The sequence below is a fragment of the Micromonospora desertarenae genome (assembly GCF_056150265.1).
Window position 1 is genome coordinate 243,772 of record NZ_JAXCFQ010000008.1, and the last position, 18,373, is coordinate 262,144.

Consider the following 18,373-nt stretch of genomic DNA (forward strand, 5'->3'; position numbering starts at 1 on the left):
ACCGGTGACCGCGTCGAGGGCGGCGGGCCGATCCGGCTCGACGCCCGGGGCGTCGTGGTGCTCCTGGAGGAGTCGTGACCGGCGGCGTCCACCCCGCCTGGCTGCCGCCGGAGGCCTTCCGCCCCCTCGGTACCCGGCGCAGCCTGGTCGCCGGCGACGGGCCGCTGGTGGAGACGGTGTACCGGGAGGTGGCGCGGGCCTGCGACCGGTACGGCGGCTCGGTGCGCCGCCCCGGGCCGGCCGGCGGGGCCGACCGGATCGACCTCGTCCTCGCGGTGACCTCGGCCGGGCCGCTACCCGCGGCGGCGGAGGCGGTCGCCGCCGACCGTCGGCGGTGGGCGGGGACGCTCGGCGCCGAGGGTTTCCTGCTGGGCCGGCGAGGCGGTGTCACGGTGGTGCTGGCCGAGCAGCCCGCCGGACTGCTCTACGGCCTGTTCCAGGTGGTCCGGCTCGGCGAGTCCGCGTTCGGCGCGGCGCACCCGCCGCGGCCGCACCGCCCGGCGAGCCGGCTACGCATGCTCGACCACTGGGACAACATCGACGTGCACCCGGTGATGGGGCAGGTCGAGCGCGGCTACGCCGGCGGCTCGATCTTCTGGCGGGACGGCACCCGCCGCGCGGACCTGGCCCGGGTCCGGGACTACGGGCGGCTGCTGGCCGCCGTCGGCGTCAACGCCGTCTCGGTGAACAACGTCAACGTCCACGCCACCGAGGCGCGGCTGCTCACCGACCGGCTCGACGACGTCGCGGCGATCGCGGACGTGCTGCGGCCGTACGGGGTCCGGGTGCACCTGTCGGTCACCTTCGCCGCACCGGTCCTGCTCGGCGGGCTGCCTACCGCCGACCCGCTGGACGAGCGGGTGCGCACCTGGTGGGCCCGGACCACCCGCCGGGTGTACGAGCGCATCCCGGACTTCGGGGGCTACCTGGTGAAGGCGGACTCAGAGGGGCAGCCGGGTCCCTTCTCGTACGGGCGCAGCCACGCCGACGGCGCGAACGTGCTGGCCGACGCGTTGGCCCCGTACGCGGGCGTGGTGCACTGGCGGGCCTTCGTCTACAACCACCGCCAGGACTGGCGCGACCGGTCGACCGACCGGGCCCGCGCCGCCTTCGACCACTTCGCCCCGCTGGACGGCCGGTTCCGGGACAACGTGATCCTCCAGGTCAAGCACGGTCCGATGGACTTCCAGCCGCGGGAGCCGGTGTCACCGGTGATCGCCGCCATGCCCGCCACCCGGCTGGCGGTGGAGTTCCAGGTGACGCAGGAGTACACCGGCCAGCAGCGGCACGTGTGCTACCTGGGCCCGTGGTGGAGCGAGGTGCTCCGGTTCGCGCCGTGGGGCGACGGCGGGCCCACCGTCGCCGAGGTGGCCACCGGCGCGCGCGACGGCGGGTCGCCCGGCGGCGGCCTGGTCGCGGTCTCCAACGTGGGCGACGACCGCTACTGGACCGGGCACCCGCTCGCCCAGGCCAACCTGTACGCCTTCGGCCGGCTCGCCTGGGACCCGGGGTTGGACCCGGCGGCCGTCCTCGACGAGTGGATCGGCCTCACCTTCCCGCCGGCGGCGCCCCAGCCCGCGCCGACCGGCGTGGGCCCGGCGGCGGCCGAGGCCGGGCGGGACGGCGACCACGAGGTGCTACGGCGGACGCTGCACGAGATCATGGACGGCTCCTGGGGCACCTACGAGCGGTACACCGCGCCGCTGGGCGTCGGCTTCATGGTCCGCCCCGGACACCACTACGGTCCCGACGTGGACGGCTACGAGTACACGCCCTGGGGCACGTACCACTTCGCCGACCGGGACGGGGTGGGCGTCGACCGGACCCGGGCCACCGGAACCGGGTTCACCGGCCAGTACCCGCAGCCGTGGTCGGAGGTGTACGAGTCGCTCGACCGCTGCCCCGACGAGTTGCTGCTCTTCTTCCACCACGTGCCGTACGGGCACGTGCTGCACAGCGGCTCCACCGTCATCCAGCACATCTACGACACCCACTTCGCGGGGGTGGCGCAGGTGGCCACGATGCGGCTGCGGTGGAGCCGGCTCGCCGGGCTGCTGGACCCGGGGGTGCACGCGCGGGTGGCCGAGCGCCTCGACGAGCAACTGCGCTGCGCCGAGGAGTGGCGCGACCAGGTCAACGCCTACTTCTTCCGCAAGTCGGGGGTGCCGGACGAGCACGGCCGCCGCATCCCCTGAGGCTCCGGTCAGCCCAGCGCCGCCGACCGGGCCGGCAGCAGCCGGCCACGGGCGACGAGTTCGACGGTGAGCACGACCGCCACCGCTTCCACCGCCAGGAGTCCGACCAGCACGAACACCTGGGTGATCCCGGCGGTCAGCGGGTCCGCGCCGCCGAGCAGCACACCGACGAACGCGCCCGGCAGCGTCACCAGCCCCACCGTGCGGGTCTGGTCCAGCGCCGGAACCAGCGCCTGGCCGGCGACCGGGCGGCAGACGAGCAGAACCGCGTCCCGGGGCAGCAGCCCCAGCGCCAGGCCGGCCTCCACCTCGCCCCACCGGGCGGTCAGTTCGTCCAGGATCCGCCGGCCGGCCAGCGAGGTCGCGGTCATCGCCCCGCCGATCAGGATGCCGGCCACCGGGATGACCGCGATCCCGCGCAACGGCACCAGCCCGGCCAGCAGCAGCCCGGCCACGACGGACATGCTGCCCACCACGATCGGCACGGCGGCCCACCAGCCCTGGCGGCCGCGGGTGATCCGTCGACCGGCGGTGCCCGCCGCCACCACGCACATCAGCACGACGAAGCCGGCGGTGGCCCAGAGCGACACCACGATGGCGGTGATCAGCAGCGAGACGGCCGCCAGCTGGACCGCCGCCCGGCCGGCGGCCACCAGGATCTGCCGGCCGTGCCCCAGCTTCCCCACGGTGGCGACGACCGCCGCCGCGACGGTCAGCACGACCAGCGCCACCCCCAGCTTGGGGCCCACCACCAGGATCGTCGACGACATCAGGCCAGTCTGCCGCCACCGCCGGACGGTCGCCCGAGGAACTGGCGGGCGGCGCTTCGGGGGTCACTGTTGGCTGTGCCCGTTCCCGATCCCGGTGCTGGTCGGAGGCGTGCCGGCCGGCGATGTCGTATCCGTCGGTAGGCTCTGCGGTGTGGGAGATCCGTTCCAGGTACGCATCACCGTCCGGGGCTACGAGCTCGACACCCAGGGCCACCTGAACCAGGCCGTCTACCTCCAGTACGCCGAGCACGCCCGGTGGGAGTGCCTGCGGGCCGCCGGCATCTCGCAGGACCGGCTGATCGCCACCGGCGTGGGACCGGTCGCCCTTGAGGTCACCCTGCGGTACCTGCGCGAGCTGCGCGGCGGTGACGAGGTGGACGTGACCTGCGTGTTCCACTGGGGCGAGGGCAAGACCTTCCGGATCGAGCAGGATTTCGTCCGCGCGGACGGCACCCGGGTGGCGGCGCTGACCGGGGTGGGCGGTCTGCTCGACCTGTCGGCCCGGCGGCTGCTGCCCGCCCCGCAGGAGCGGTTCCGCGAGCTGGCCGCCGACCGGCAGCCACTCAACCTCTGATCCCCGGCGGCGGCTGCGCGGGAAGCGACCCGACCGGCGGCTACAGGGCTCCGCCCCAGTTGTCGGTGACGATCCGCCCGGTGGTGTCGTCGAAGAAGCGGTGTTCCAGGGTGCCGTTGCCGATCCGGTAGAAGACGTGGTGCTGGCCCGGCGTGGACAGGCCGGCCGGGTCGTCGGTCACCACGCCCCGGGCGCCCCAGTTGTCCACGCCCGGGTTGACCCCGGGCCACCAGTACCAGTGCACGAGGTCACCCGACGCCGTGCGACCGAAGATGTGCTGCTGGTCACGGTGCACGAACGCGTGCGGGTTGCCCACGAACGCGCCGCCCGGCCACACCCCGCCGTTGAGGGTGCCGGACGGGTCGTCGAAGAACCGGTGCTGAAGGTCGCCGTCGGCGTTGCGGAAGAACACGTGGTGCTGGTTGCCGCCGTAGGAGAAACCCGTCGGATCCGACGCGACACCCGAGGTCACACCCCAGTCGTCCGTGCTCGGGTTGATTCCCGGCCACCAGTACCAGTGGATCAGTCCACCCGACGCCGTGCGACCGAAGACGTGCTGCTGGTCCCGGTGCACGAAGGCGTACGGGTTGCCCACGAACGCCCCACCCGGCCACACCCCACCCGCGACCTGCCCCGTGTTCAGGTCGTAGAAGCGATGCTCCAGATGACCGTCCGGATTCCGGTAGAACACGTGCTGCTGACTGCCGTACCCGAACCCCGTCGGGTTCGACATCACCCGCCCGACCGTGTTCCAGTCGTCCAACCCCGGCGAGCCCATCCCCGGCCCGAACCACCAGTGCCGCAACGTGTTGTCGCTTCCCCGGGCGAACACGTGCTGCTGGTTCGCGTGCGCGTACCCGACCGCCCTACCGGTCAGCGGACCCCCACCCCAGTCCGCGCGCACCACCCCCGACCCCGGCGACCACGACAGGTTCGCCAGCGTCCCGGCCGAACCGACCGCCACGTAGTGCTGTCCACCGCCGAACGTGAACGCCCGGCCGGCGACCGGTTCGGCGGAGCGGCCGCAGTTGTCGCTGGTGAGGTAGCGCTGGTTGTACGAGCCCGGATACGGCGCGAGGGAGGCGCCGTTGATGACGATGGTCTGCCCCACCCCGTTGTAGAGCTGCTCGTAGTGGATGTGCGCGCCGGAGGAGTTGCCGGTGCTGCCGGTCAGCCCGATCTGCTGCCCCTGGGTGACGGTCGCGCCGTTGGCCACCGAGTACGCGGCGAGGTGGAAGTAGTAGGTCTTCCACCCGCCGCCGTGCTCGATGGCGATGTAGTTGCCGGCGCCGCTGGGCTGCGCGTACCGGTAGGCGGTGCCGGCCGCCGAGGCGAGCACGGGGGTGCCGTTGGTGACGCCGCCGTCGGCGCGGACGAAGTCCAACGCCTGGCGGACCTCGCTGCCGTGGTGGCTGTAGGTCCACCGTTGGCCGCACGGGAACGGGGCCTTGAAGACGGGCGCGGCGTGTGCGGGCGTCGCGGCGACGAGGACGCCGGCGGCCGCCAGGCACGCCACCAGAATCGCGGCGATGCCCGCCCGAGGGACAGCTCTGGTCATGACGCGACCTCCCGCCCGGTTGCCGGTGACGAGCTGGCCGGCGTTGAGCTCCGACTGCCGCGAGTCTGGAGAGACACCATGACGCCTGTCAATGGAATCGCGAAAAATTCCGGCAGAGCGAGAAGGGATCCCTGAAGACATCCTTCGGCAACTCCGGCGCCGCTTGACTACCGTCATGACCATCAATCGCCGCACCCTGCTCGGCCGGGTCGCCGTGGTCGGCGCGGCCACGGCGACCGGCGCCCTGCTCGCCCCCGGGGCGGCCCGGGCCGCGTCCTGGAAGAAGCGCCTCACCGGCGCCGACCTGGACACCAACCACCGCTGGCAGGTCGCCGGCACCGACCTCGGCATCCCCTACGTGCTGGAGAACGGCTCGATCGGGTACCTCTTCGGCGACACCTTCAACACGCCGTGGCCGGAGGGCCCGCCGCTGCCGAACGACTGGCGCTCACCGGTGATGCTGCGCTCGAACATCCACCCGGGCGCCGCCGGCGGCGTGGTCTTCGACAGCGCGGCCCGGGTCGCCGGCAACGGGCGGGCCCCGGAGCTGATGCACAACGGCCACAACGGAATCGGCATCGACGGGCTCTGGGAGGTGACGGTCATCCCCAACGACGGCATCAGCTTCCCGGAGACCGGCCGCCAGCTGATCTCGTACATGAGCATCGAGAACTGGGCCTCCGCCGGGCCCGCCGGGCCACACTGGCGGTCGCGGTACGCCGGGCTGGCCTTCAGCGACAACGGCAACGACTTCGTCCGTACGCCGCTGAAGTGGTGGAACAACGGCACCAACACCGACCCGTTCCAGATGTGGACGATGCAGCGCGACGGCGACTGGGTGTACGTCTTCTCGGTGCGCTCCGGGCGCCAGGACGGCCCGATGATGCTGCGCCGGGTCCGCTGGGACCGGCTGTTCTACCCCGAGTCGTACGAGGGCTGGGGCTGGAACGGCAGCAACTGGGGCTGGGGCCGACCGTGCACGCCGATCCTCACCGGCCGCTTCGGGGAGCCGTCGGTACGGCGGCTCGCCGACGGCACCTGGGTGATGTCCTACCTGAACTGCGCCACCGGCTGCATCGTGACCCGTACCGCCGGCGGGCCGGACCAGGTCTGGACGGCGGAGAAGGTGCAGGTCACCCCCTGGCAGGAGCCGGGCCTCTACGGCGGCTTCATCCACCCGTGGTCCAGCCGGCGGGCCAACGACCTGCACCTGATGGTGTCGAAGTGGACCAGGACGCCGGACGGCCGGAGCACCGCCTATCACGTCAGCCAGTTCGTCGGCACCGCCTGAGCGGCGTCGGCCGCACCGCCCGGGAGCGCGGTTCTTGTAGCAAACCTTCTTGACGATTAATCGATGTGTAGCTAAGTTTCAGCCATCCGGACTGAGAGGTCGTCGTCTATGAAGACCCGACTCGTCATCGCGACCGTCCTGGTGGCCACCCTGGGGACCACCCTCTCGCCGCTGCCCGTCCAGGCCGTCGCCGACTCCGCCACCGACTCCCCCGCCGCGCCGCCGCCCGCCGCCGAACACGGCTGGGTCACCTCGACGCTGCGGCACATGAGCCTGGAGCAGAAGGTCGGCCAGCTCTTCGCCACCTACGTCTACGGCACCGACGCGACCGCGCCGACGGCCGCGGACCGGGCCGCCAACCGGGCGGCGTTCGGCGTCGAGACGCCGGCCGAGGTGATCGAGGAGTTCCACCTCGGCGCGGTCTGCTACTTCTCCTGGTCGCACAACCTGGACAGCCCGCGGCAGATCGCCACGCTCTCCAACGGCCTGCAACGGGCCGCCCTCGGTGCCGGCGGCAAGGACCGCGTCCCGCTGCTCATCTCCACCGACCAGGAGCAGGGCGTGGTGCTGCGGATGCCCGCCCCCGCCGCCCAGTTCCCCGGCGCGATGGCCCTGGGCGCCGGGCGCTCGCCGCGCGACGCCCGATCCGCGGCGGAGATCACCGGGCGCGAGCTGCGCGCGGTCGGCATCCACCAGCCGTACGCCCCGATCGCCGACGTCAACGTCGACCCGGCCAACCCGGTGATCGGGGTACGGTCGTTCGGCGCCGACCCCACCCTGGTGGCCGAGCTGACCGCCGCGCAGGTCACCGGCTTCCAGCGGGACGCCGGCACGACAGCGGTGGCGAAGCACTTCCCCGGTCACGGCGACACCGACAACGACAGCCACACCGACCTCCCGGTGATCAACCACACCCGCGAGGAGTGGGACCGGATCGACGCGCCGCCGTTCCGGCGGGCCATCGCCGCCGGCGTCGAGTCGGTCATGACGGCGCACATCGTGGTGCCGGCGCTCGACCCCTCCGGCGACCCGGCGACGCTGTCGCCGACCATCCTCTCCGGCGTGCTGCGCGGCGAACTCGGCTTCCGCGGCGTGATCGTCACCGACGCGCTGAACATGGCCGGGGTGCGGCAGAAGTACGGCGACGAGCGGGTGCCCGTGCTGGCCCTCAAGGCCGGCGCCGACCAGCTGCTGATGCCGCCGGACCTGCGGCTGGCCCGGGACGCGGTGCTGCGCGCGGTGGCCACCGGCGAGCTGACCGAGCGGCGGATCGACGAGTCGGTCCGGCGCATCCTGGCCCTGAAGTACCGGCAGGGCCTGGCCGGATCGCCGCTGGTCGACGTCGAGGCGGCGGTCCGCACCGTCGGGGCGGCCGAGCACCTCGCCGCCGTCACCCGGGTCACCGACCCGACGCTCACCGCTGTCCGCAACGACGCCGGGTTGCTGCCGCTGGCCCGCACCGACCGGTCGGTGCTGGTGACCGGCTGGAACAGCGCCGCCTTCGCGCCGGTCGCGACGGTCGCCGACGGGTTCGCCGCCCGCGGCGCCCGCGCCACCGCCCGACCGGCGACCCTGCCGTCGGACCAGGCGATCGCCGCGACCGCCGCCGAGGCGGCCCGGCACGACCTCACCGTGGTGCTGGTGAACAAGGCGTGGGACGTCGCGGTCACCGACCCGCGCGCCAGCCAGCGGCGGCTCGTCGCGGCGCTGCTCGCGACCGGCCGACCCGTGGTCGTGGTGGCGGTCCGTGACCCGTACGACATCGCGTACCTGCCGGGCGTCTCCAACTACCTGGCGACCTACTCGTACACCCGGGCGGCGATGGACGCGCTCGTCCGCGCGCTGCACGGCGAGCTGTCCCCGCGCGGGCGGCTGCCCGTCACGATCCCTACCGCCGACGGCGGGCTGCTCTACCCCTACGGCCACGGCCTGACCTGGTAGGAGGAACCATGCCGGCGAGGACTGTCCGCACCACGATGGGCGTGCGCCGGGGCCTCGCCCTCGGCCTGGCCGTGGCCGTGCTCGGCACGGCGATGCCGGCGACCGGGGCGGCCGCCGCCGAGCGGGCCCCGGCCGGGTCCGAGCCGCCGGCCGTCACGCCGGCCGACCTCCGGTTCCGCCACGACACGCTGCGCTACGGCGACGCCCGCGAGGTGGGGCTGCTTCCCGAGCACGTGGACCGGATGCCGGCCGACCTCACCGGGTACCTCGAACCGACCCCGGACCACCCCGGCCATCCCACGTACGCGGGCGCCGTGGTGCTGGCCGCCAAGGACGGCGTGGTCGTGCAGCACGCCGCGGTGGGTTCGGCGGTGCGCTACTCCGCCGTCGGGCCGCCACCCGGGCTGGTCGGGGTGGAGCTGCCCGCCGACCAGCGGCTCCCGATGCGGCCCGACACCATCTTCGACCTGGCGTCGGTGTCGAAGCTGTTCACCACGATCGTGGTGTTGCAGCAGGTCGAGCGGGGCCGGGTCGAGCTGGACGCCCCGGTCGCCCGGTACGTCCCGGAGTTCGCCGCCGGCGGCAAGGAGGCCGTCACGGTACGCATGCTGCTCACCCACACCTCCGGGCTGCCCGCGTTCACGGCGCTGTGGAGCCGGTACCCGACCCCGGCCGAGCGGTTCGCCGCCGCGCTCGCCACGCCGCTGGCCCCCGGCGCGACGCCCGGCACCCGGTACGTGTACTCCGACCTCGGGCTGATCGCGCTCGGCGTGCTGGTGGAGCGGGTGACCGGCCGGTCGCTGGCCGACCTGGTCCGCGACGGCGTCACCGCGCCACTGGGCATGACCGACACCGGCTACAACCCGGCGCCGGAGCTACGCTCGCGCATCGCCGCCACCGAGTACCAGCCGTACGCCGGGCGCGGCATGGTGTGGGGCGAGGTGCACGACGAGAACGCCTGGTCGCTCGGGGGTGTGGCCGGGCACGCGGGTGTCTTCTCCACCGCGGCGGACCTGGCCGTGCTCTGCCAGACCTTGCTCAACGGCGGCGAGTACCGGGGCCGACGGATCCTGCATCCGGACACGGTGCGCGCGATGCTGGTCAACTACAACGCGCCGCTGGAGCAGGCCTACCCGGAGAGCGACCGCGGGCTCGGCTTCGAGCTCAACAAGCACTGGTACATGATGGGCCTGTCCTCCCCGGTGGGGTTCGGGCACACCGGGTTCACCGGCACCTCGCTGGTGGTCGACCCGCTCTCCCACTCCTTCGTCATCCTGCTCAGCAACCGGGTGCACCCCGACCGCGGCTGGGGCAGCAACAACGTGGCCCGGCGGGCCGTCGCGGCCGATCTCGCCGAGGCGATGCCGGTGCGGCCCCGGTCGCGGGAGGCGTGGCGGGCCGACCCGCGGGACCTCGCGACGGTCACCCTCACCGCACCGCTGCGCCGGGCGGCCCGCGGCGGCACCGCGAGCTTCCTGCTCTGGTACGACACCGAGCCGCGCTACGACAGCGCCCGGTTCGAGGTCTCCGCCGACGGCGGTCGGACCTGGGCGCCGGCGCCGATGCGGCTACGGCACGGCGGCCAGCGCTGGGCCAGCGACGGCACGGTCACCGGCTACGGCGGTCGGGTCTGGTGGCAGGTCAGCGTCGAGCTGCCTGACCAGGCGACCCACCTGCGTTGGAGCAGCAGCACGGATGTCTCGGCCCGCGGGCGCGGGGTCTACGTCGACCGGATCGTCGCGGCGGACCGGGCCGGCCTGCTCTTCCACGGCGAGGGCCGGGACGCCACGCGTCTCGTGGCGGACGGGTGGTCGCCCGCCCGCGCCTGACGGACCGCCGTCGCCGGGCCGCCGTATCTCGCGGCCCGCCCGGCGGACCACAACGGACTGCCACTTACATCTGTAGATGCGTCAATGTGATGTCGGATTTCCTTACCGGCGGTGGGGCCGGGGCGGATATCGTGGAGGACGGCCCGGACAGCCCGGCCGAGCCGCCCGGACATTGACCGTCAGATCGAACCGCACCACTATTTCCGCCGTCCCACCCCGACCCCGTCGCCACACCGCCGGCTGGACCCGGCACCGGTCGGTACGGCCCCTGCCCGGTGCGTGGCAGGCGGCCACACCACACGGCCACCCGCCCGGGCCAGGCGTCGAACCCATGCCCACCACCTCGACCCCGGGCCCTCGCCGACATCCGGCCGAATTCGGTCAAGCCATACTGAAAACGTTTACACCCGCATTCGGAAGAACGCCGCGGGCATTTACGGATGCCTACGCGCAACTATTTTTAACCGTACCGATATAAAGCGCAACTAAGGTCGCAGATGATTGACGGGCGTCGTCGGATGACCGCCCGACAATCGTGGGGGGAACGGGGAAGGTGGGGTAATGAGGGGGATCCGGGTGGCTTCCCTGGCGATCGGCATCGCTTCCTCGCCGGCGGAGCGCAGGCAGCTCGCGCGACTGCTCGGCGGGTCCGAGGCGTTCCTGATCGTCTCGACGGTGGACCAGGCGCGGAAGTTCCTCGACGTGGCCGAACCGCCGAGCGATCCGCCGGCCGCCCCGCCGGACCAAGCGGTGGCCACCGAGACCGCGCCGGAGGGCACCGCGCCACCGCCGCCGGGCCTGACCGTCGACTCGGACCGGCGGGTGCTGCGGTGGCTGGACCGCGAGATCGGGTTGACCCGGCTGGAGCACGACCTGCTGCGCTGCCTGGTCGGCGCGCCCGGGCGGATCTGGACCTACGAACGGCTGCACCGCGAGGTCTGGGGCAACGAGCACCTCGGTCGCGGGTCCGACATGCACTCCGTGGTGCGGCGGGTACGGCGCAAGCTCGCCCGGCTGAACGCCGCAGCGACCATCCACGCGGTACGCGGGGTCGGCTTCCGGCTCGCCCCGGTCTGACCCGCGGGCATCGCGACGGGCGGTCCGCTGTCGCCCGAGCCGGCGCCGGGCGCCTCCCGCCGGACGTGAACCGGCCCGCCTGGTGGACGACCAGGCGGGCCGGCTCGGTCAGCCGACCGTCAGGTCAGCAGCGGATGGGCGACAGGGCGAAGTCCTCCACGGTGGGTGTGGTGGTGTTGATCCTCGTCTGACGGGTCTGGGGCTTCCAGTCGTCCTTGGCGACGATCATCGTCATCGGGTTGTTCCGGCGGTCCATCCAGTAGGCGTACTTGCCTTCGGCGTCGGTGGCGAAGGTCCACGACATCGCCCACGAGTCGATCTGGACGACCGCACCGGGCAGCGGCGAGCTGGCACCCTGGCAGCTCGTCCCGGTCACGGTACCCATCAGCTTGCCCCAGGTCTTCGGCGGATTGACGTTCATGGTCACCGCCACCGGCGACACCGTGTACGGGGTGTTCTCCTTGATCGCCACCGAGGCGGTGTAGGTGCCCGGCTGGTCGACGTTCGCCGTCATCCCGACGGTGACCGTGACCTGCTCGCCCGGCGCCAGCGTGGCCGACGTCTTGTCGATCGTCATCCAGCTGACGTCGGCGGCCGCCTCGGCGCACTCCTCGAACCCGGGCAGCACCTCGCTGTCCGGCGTCGCGGTGAAGCTGCCGGACGAACCGCCGATCTTGTAGAAGCCGCACGCCGCGCCACCGCGGTAGCGCGCCGTGTTGGCGTTCGGCAGGTTCGACCACGAGTTGGTGGCCGGGTCGTACGCGAAGCCGGCGTTGGTGATGGCGCCGCCCTGCGAGCCACCGACCACCAGGAGCTTGCCGTTCGCCACCGCGAACGAGCTGGCCCAGTTGTCGGCCGGCGCGTCGGGAATCGCGGTCCAGGCGTTGGCCCCCGGGTCGAAGGCGTAGCTGGCCTTCTGGGAGGCGGAGCCGTCGTTGCCGCCGGTGCAGTAGACGACGCCGTCGATCCCACCGCAGGACGCGAACGCGACCGACTTCGGGTAGTTCGGTAGCGTCTCCCAGCTGTCGGCGCCCGGGTCGTACCGGACCACGCTGTTCGACATCGGCGTACAGGCCGCGGTGGTGCAGCCGCCGATGGCGTAGAGCTTGCCGTCGACGACCGCCTGACCGGCGGCGGAGCGTGCCGCCGGGTTGTCGGCCACCTTCGTCCAGGCGTTCGCCCCCGGGTCGTACGACCAGGTGGTGCCGGACGGACCGGCCGCCGCCCAGCCGCCGGTCGCGATGATCTTCCCACCGACGACGCCCACCGTCATGGCGTTGCGCGCCTCGGGAAGATCGGCGATCGGCGCCCAGCTCTGCGCGATCGGGTCGTAGACGAAGTTCTTCGTGGTGGACGCCGAACCGTTGCCGCCGGCGATCGAGTACACCTTGCCGTCCAGGTTCACCACCCGGTTGTCCATCACGTTCGCCGGGTAGTCGGCGATGTCCGTCCACGGCGCGGCCTGCGGGCCGACCGCGGCGGTCGCGTTGCCCGCCATCCCGGACGCCCGGGCGGCGAACGACGTCGGGACGTTCAGCCGCTGCTCGGGTGCGCCGTTGGACCCGATCACCTGCTGCTCGGTCAACCGGGACCCGTCGGCCCGGAGGAGCTCGAACCCGCCGTCGCGCTCACTGAACTCGACCTCGACCGGCGCGCCGCCGGTGTTGGTCACGGTGAACGCCCTGCTGGCCTTGCCGGTGGGCATCTGGAGCGTGGCGCTGACCTGGGCCGGTTTGACCGAGAGCCGGCCGGCCGCGAGCCGGAAGTTGGCGGCGGTCGCCCAGTCGGCCTGCACGTCGACGGCCTTGCTCTGGCTGACGTAGTTGCCGGCCGAGGCGGTGAACGTGTGCGTCCCGGTCAGCGAGGAGAACAGCCAGTAGAAGCCGTCCGCCAGCTCGGTGTCGTCCGGGGTCGCCACCGTGGTGGCCTTCTCCGCCGGCCGGTCCTTGCTGGTGACGGTGGCGCCGTTGACGTAGCCGTCGTCGTTGCGGTCCCGGACGTGCCCGAGCACCAGGCCGCCGTTGGTCGGCCGGCAGATGACCTCGCTGCCGATCAGGACGTTGTCGACCTGCCACCACCACTCGAACGAGGCGTCGTAGTAGTGGAAGCGGACCTGGACCTGCGCCTGCCCGGCGGCCTGCGGGATCGGGATCTCGGTGACCCGCGGCCCCCGGACGTCGGCCGCCTGCCGGAGCACGTTGGTCCAGGTGGCACCGCCGTCGAGGCTCAGGTCGACGTCGGCGCGGTCCGGACCCAGCTGGTTGAAGTCCTGGTTGAACCGGATCACCGGCGCCGCCACGTCGGTCAGGTCGACGACCGGGCTGACCAGCGAGCTGTCCTGCCGCCCGCCGGAGCCGTACTCGTCGCTGTCGATGATGGCGAAGTTGCCGGTGCCGCCGGTCAGGTTGCCACGGTTGCCGTCGTCGGTGAACTTCCACACCTGGCCGGTACCGGCGTGGTCGACCACCGACCAGCCGGCCGGGACGCCGGTGCCGTCGAAGGTCTGGTAGACCCCGTCGGAGCCGAACGTGTAGCCGGGCGCCGTGGTGCACGCGTTGGTCTGCACCGGTACGGCGATGTTGGCGGTGACGTTGCCCGAGCCGACGACGACCTCCTTGGTCACCGTCTGGTATCCGGGGTACTGCGGTTCCACCTTGAGGGTGTAGGTCGCCCCGGCCGGCAGCGTGAGGCTGTAGCGGCCGTTGATCGGCGTGGTGTAGTCGGACACGCCCGACGGGCCCTGCACGGTCACCTTCGCGTAGAGCGGCCAGCCGTGCCCGGAGCCGTCGGTGACCGCGCCGCCGACGGTGACGCTCGGCACCGCCGTCAGCGCGACGTCGACGGTGGTGGTGGCGTTCTGGGTGACCGTCGCCGGCACCGTCCGGCTCTGGTAGCCGAACGCCGCCACGGCGACCTGGTAGTCGCCCACCGGCAGCAGCGACGAGTACCTGCCGTCGGCCCCGGTGACGAGCTGGCGGGACGCCGGACCGGTCACGGTCACCGTGGCGTCCGCGATCGGGGCGCCGGTGGCCGCGTCGGTGACGGTGCCGGCCAGCGTGCCGGTGTCACCGATCGGGGCGGCGTTGAGCAGCGCCAGCGCGTCCAGCCGGCCCTCACCGAAGACGTTGTTGTCGTCGGTGGTGCCACCGCACTGGGCGTCGGCGCTGTCGATCGCCGTGTTGTCCAGCAGCGCGCGGGTCGCGTCCACCTCGCCGACCATCGCCGGTGCCGCCGACCACAGCAGCGCGATCGTGCCGGCCAGGTGCGGCGCCGCCATGGAGGTGCCGCTGATGGCGCCGTAGCCGCTGCCCGGCAGGCTCGACCGGACGTTCACCCCGGGTGCCGAGATGTTGGGCTTGGTCTCGCCGTTCTGCCCCGCGCCCCGGGCCGAGAAGTTGGCGATGTTGTTGTTGACGTCGTACGCGCCGGAGGAGTAGTTGCTGGCCAGGCTGCCCGGCGAGCCGCTGGTCTGGCACCCCGGTCCGCTGTTGCCGTTGGAGAAGACACCGAAGATGCCCGACTCCTTCCAGGCCAGCGTCACGTCCTCCATGAACGGGTCGTTGGAGGGCAGCCGGGTACCCCAGGAGTTGTTGATGATGTTCGGCCGCTTGCTGGCGTCCGGGTTCTGGCCGTTGACGTCGGTCGGCTCGAGCATCCACTGGCCGGAGGTGACCAGCGCGGCGTCGCTGGGGCAGCAGCCGTTCGCGGCGATCCACTTGACCTCGGGGGCGACGCCGATCTGGTTCGCCCCGTCGGAGCCGACCATCGTGCCCATGGTGTGCGTGCCGTGGCCGTCGCCGTCGCACGGCGTCGCGCAGGTGCCGGCGGCGTTGAACCAGTTGTAGTTGTGGTCGAACGTGCCGTCGCCGTTGTTGCCACGGTAGGAGTTGACCAGCGCGGGGTGGTCGAACTGCACACCGGTGTCGATGTTGGCGATGGTGATGCCCTCGCCCTTGACGCCGTACTGGGACCAGACGTCGTCGGCGTTGATGTTCGCGATGCCCCACTCGAGGGCGTTCACGGTCTTCTCGTCGGTGCCCTTGATGGTCTCCGGCACCTCGTAGGCGACCGGCGCGTACAGGCCCTCGACCTCGGCGTGCGCGGCGAGGTTTTGCGCCATCGCCAGCGAGCCGCCGCTGACCCGGATGGCGTTGGTGGCCCAGAAGCTCTGGTACTTCGCGCCGGCGGTGTCCAGTTCGGACCGGACCTTGGCCTGGCTCTCGGCGGCGGTCTTCTTCAGCGCCTCCGCCACCGCGGTGCCCCGCTTGGCCCAGCCCTTGATGCCCCTGGCCTGGCTGAGGTCGGCCCGGTCGGTGAAGCGGATCCAGAAGTCGCCCTCGGTCTTGCCCTCGAGCTGCTTCGCGAGGTCCGGCCGGATCTTGTCCGACGGGGAGGCCGCACCCGCGGCCGTTGCGGCCGACGCGGCCTGCGCGCCGGTCCCGGTGGCCAGGCCTGCGGCGACGAGGACCATCGCCGCTGCGGCGCTCACCAGGGTTCTGGCTGTGCGCCTCCTGTGTGGACGTCTGAACATCGGTGCTGCCTCCTTCAGAACGACCCAGATTCGAGTGAGCCATGTGAAGGGGTTTGGGGGACGACGTCCCATGTGGATGTGAGCGGAACGGCTGACCCCCTCCAGGCCCCCCAGGCATCGCGCGGGTCACGCCGGCTGCCCGAGTGGACACTATGATCTAGAGGAAAGGACGATCAAGAACTTGCCGTAAGCAACTTGTCACTATCGGTTTGCTGCCTGGCGGCAAGGTTGCCATTTATTGTCAGACGACGATGGAACTGGGCAGACGCTGCCCATCGTTTTCGGGACGGGTGCGGTGGCCGAGGACGACGAGAGCACGGTGCCGGGTGGGTCCGAACCGGCCGAGGAACTGTTCCCGCTGCTGATCGCGGTGACACCGTCGCCGGCCGAACGGATCCGGCTCGCCGAACGGCTCGACGGCATCGCGCCCCTGCTGCTCGTCGCGGACCTCGACGAGCTGCGCCGGCTGATCTCGGCGCCGCGGCAGCTGCCCCGCGGGTCGCCGGCGCCGGCCGTGCCGTCGGCCGAGGACACCCTGCGGATCGACTCGGCCCGCTCCACCGCCCACTGCCGCGACCGGGAGGTCGGCCTGACCCGGCTCGAACACGACCTGCTGAGCTGCCTCACCACCGAGCCGGTGCGGGTCTGGAGCTACGCCGAGCTGCACCGGGCGGTCTGGCGCAACGAGGGGCTGCGGCGCAAGGCGGACGTGCAGTCCGTGGTGAAGCGGCTGCGGCGCAAGCTCACCGAGCTGGGCACCGGGGTCACCATCGACACCGTGCGCGGGGTCGGCCTGCGGCTGACCGACCACCGGCAACCGAGGGTCGCCGGCGCCTGACGGCTGCCTGACACGAGCAGCGGCCGGCGCGGTGTCGTCGAGCGGTCAGATCAGGCCGGCGCGGGTCCACAGCAGACGCCCCGGTCCGGCCACCAGGCCGAGGCCGGCCAGGTGGTCGTGGACCTTGGCGGCGGACCAGCGCAGCGTGGCGCGCCAGTGCGGGTTGGCGCGGGCGGCGGCGCGGCCGACCTCCGGCGGGATGCCGACGGCCGCGTACGCCTGCGGATGGACCAGGCGGTTGGCGATCGAGTAGGCGGCCCGGCCGATCAGCAGCCGGGCGTACGACAGGCCGACCGGCCCGGCCGCGTCGACCTGGCGGGCCAGTTCGGCGCGGGCGAACCGGACGTGCCGCGCCTCCTCGACGACGTGGATCCGCGACACCATCCGGATCAACGGCTGCAGCGACTCGTCCGCCATGATCTCGCGCTGGAACGCGTCGAGGATCTCCTCGGCGATGAGGATCGCGGCGTACATCCGCGGGCCGGTGGCGGTGGCCTTGAGGAAGCGCCCGAGCAGGTGGTCGACCGGGTCCGCGCGGTAGACCGGACAGCCCATCGCCTCGATGAGCCGGCCGAACATGATGGAGTGCCGGCACTCGTCGGCCACCTCGGTGAGCGCGTACTGGGCGTGCCGGCTGGTCGGGTCGGCGTCGTAGTAGTGCCGGATCAGCATCTGCATGAGGATCGTCTCGAACCACAGTCCGGCGCTGGCCGCGCTGGCCACCTCGTGCTTGGTCAGCTCGACGCGCTGCTCCTCGGTGAGGTGTGCCCACAGCGGGGTGCCGTAGAGGCTGCTGCGGCCCGGCGGCAGCCAGTACGCCCCCGGCACCGGCGGCGCATCCCAGTCGATCTCGACGACCGGGTCGTAGCTGGTGCGCAGGGAGGAGGTGAGCAGCCGGGTGGCGAGCGCCTCGCGCTCGGGCCGGTCGGACGTGGTCTCCATGACCCCTCCATATTGACGTGACGCCCGGTAACTGTTACGAGTAGTAGCATGCAATCGCCGGTGACGGATGTCAATGGATCGGAGCCTTCGGGCGACCCGCCCGCGCCGCGGGCCAACGGCCGTCGGGACCGCTGGGCGGACCATCGGGAACAGCGGCGGCAGGAGTTGATCGGGGCGGCCGTGCAGGCGCTGCTGCGGCACGGGCCGGAGGTCGACATGGACCAGGTGGCCGCCACGGCCGGGGTGAGCAAGCCGGTCCTCTACCGCTACTTCGCCGACAAGTCCCAGCTCTGGCTGGCCGTCAGCGAGGTGGTGGCGGCCCGGGTGGTCGACACCGTGGCGCCGGCGGTCGAGCAGGTCCGCGAGGAACGCGCCCTGGTCGAGGCGACCATCGACGCGTACCTCGGGGTGATCGAGTCGGAGCCGAAGCTCTACCGCTTCCTGATGCACCAGTCCAGCCATCCCGGCATCCACCAAGTGGTCGCCGGCACCAGCCGGCAGGTGGCCGCCGGTCTGGCCCGGGTGATCGGCGACCGGCTGCGCGCGCTCGGCCTCGACGCCGGCCCGGCCGAGCCGTGGGCCTACGGCCTGGTGGGCTTCGTGCAGGCGGTCGGTGACTGGTGGACCACGAACGGGCAGCCGATCCGCCGGGCGGCCCTCACCGACTACCTGACCACGCTGCTGTGGAGCGGCATCGAGGGCGTACGGCGCAGCGCCGACCTGCCCCGCGAGCTCACCCGCGCGCACGAGCGGATCGTGCCGTGAGCCGGCCCGGGCCGACCAGGCGGTTGCGCGGCGCGGCGGCGCCCCGTGCCGCCGGCGGGCGC

At 72.5% G+C, this 18,373-nt stretch carries 12 protein-coding genes; 8 read left to right on the plus strand and 4 right to left on the minus strand.

Going from position 1 to position 18,373, the window contains the following annotated elements; genetic code table 11:
* Positions 1-74 precede the first annotated feature (74 nt).
* On the plus strand, positions 75-2,195 hold the full coding sequence (locus SM577_RS18910) for an alpha-glucuronidase (RefSeq protein WP_474587544.1): 2,121 nt from the start codon (positions 75-77) through the stop codon (positions 2,193-2,195).
* 8 nt (positions 2,196-2,203) lie between these two features.
* Here SM577_RS18910 and SM577_RS18915 read toward each other — a convergent pair whose 3' ends face one another.
* Entirely contained in the window at positions 2,204-2,965 is a 762-nt protein-coding gene (locus SM577_RS18915; protein WP_302922129.1) for an ABC transporter permease, read from the minus strand.
* Positions 2,966-3,116: 151 nt separating this feature from the next.
* On the opposite strand from SM577_RS18915, the gene SM577_RS18920 reads away from it, so the two are divergent.
* Entirely contained in the window at positions 3,117-3,539 is a 423-nt protein-coding gene (locus tag SM577_RS18920) for an acyl-CoA thioesterase (RefSeq protein ID WP_302922128.1), read from the plus strand.
* Between the two features lie 40 nt (positions 3,540-3,579).
* Here SM577_RS18920 and SM577_RS18925 read toward each other — a convergent pair whose 3' ends face one another.
* Positions 3,580-5,097, minus strand: coding sequence for a peptidoglycan DD-metalloendopeptidase family protein (locus SM577_RS18925; protein ID WP_474587545.1), 1,518 nt, complete (start codon positions 5,095-5,097; stop codon positions 3,580-3,582).
* Positions 5,098-5,272: 175 nt separating this feature from the next.
* Here SM577_RS18925 and SM577_RS18930 point away from each other — a divergent pair, with 175 nt between their 5' ends.
* From SM577_RS18930 to SM577_RS18945, 4 genes are all read left to right on the plus strand, one after another.
* Positions 5,273-6,388, plus strand: coding sequence for a DUF4185 domain-containing protein (locus SM577_RS18930; RefSeq protein ID WP_302922126.1), 1,116 nt, complete (start codon positions 5,273-5,275; stop codon positions 6,386-6,388).
* A 108-nt stretch (positions 6,389-6,496) separates the two neighbouring features.
* Complete coding sequence (locus tag SM577_RS18935; protein WP_474587546.1) at positions 6,497-8,329, plus strand: glycoside hydrolase family 3 protein; 1,833 nt, start codon at positions 6,497-6,499, stop codon at positions 8,327-8,329.
* 8 nt (positions 8,330-8,337) lie between these two features.
* A complete protein-coding gene (locus tag SM577_RS18940; protein WP_474587547.1) occupies positions 8,338-10,158 on the plus strand; it encodes a serine hydrolase domain-containing protein in 1,821 nt (606 codons plus the stop codon).
* 561 nt (positions 10,159-10,719) lie between these two features.
* Positions 10,720-11,235 carry a winged helix-turn-helix domain-containing protein gene (locus SM577_RS18945; RefSeq protein ID WP_302922123.1) on the plus strand — a complete coding sequence of 172 codons (516 nt, stop codon included), beginning with the start codon at positions 10,720-10,722 and terminating at the stop codon, positions 11,233-11,235.
* Between the two features lie 124 nt (positions 11,236-11,359).
* On the opposite strand, the gene SM577_RS18950 is transcribed toward SM577_RS18945, so the two are convergent.
* Positions 11,360-15,724, minus strand: a complete 4,365-nt coding sequence (locus tag SM577_RS18950) for a S8 family serine peptidase (protein WP_474587548.1) — start codon at positions 15,722-15,724, stop codon at positions 11,360-11,362.
* 337 nt (positions 15,725-16,061) lie between these two features.
* On the opposite strand from SM577_RS18950, the gene SM577_RS18955 reads away from it, so the two are divergent.
* Complete coding sequence (locus SM577_RS18955; protein WP_474580619.1) at positions 16,062-16,604, plus strand: winged helix-turn-helix domain-containing protein; 543 nt, start codon at positions 16,062-16,064, stop codon at positions 16,602-16,604.
* Positions 16,605-16,649: 45 nt separating this feature from the next.
* On the opposite strand, the gene SM577_RS18960 is transcribed toward SM577_RS18955, so the two are convergent.
* Complete coding sequence (locus tag SM577_RS18960; protein ID WP_474587549.1) at positions 16,650-17,546, minus strand: AurF N-oxygenase family protein; 897 nt, start codon at positions 17,544-17,546, stop codon at positions 16,650-16,652.
* Positions 17,547-17,594: 48 nt separating this feature from the next.
* Between SM577_RS18960 and SM577_RS18965 the strand changes: the two genes are divergently transcribed.
* A complete protein-coding gene (locus SM577_RS18965) occupies positions 17,595-18,311 on the plus strand; it encodes a TetR family transcriptional regulator (protein ID WP_474587550.1) in 717 nt (238 codons plus the stop codon).
* Positions 18,312-18,373: the final 62 nt, after the last annotated feature.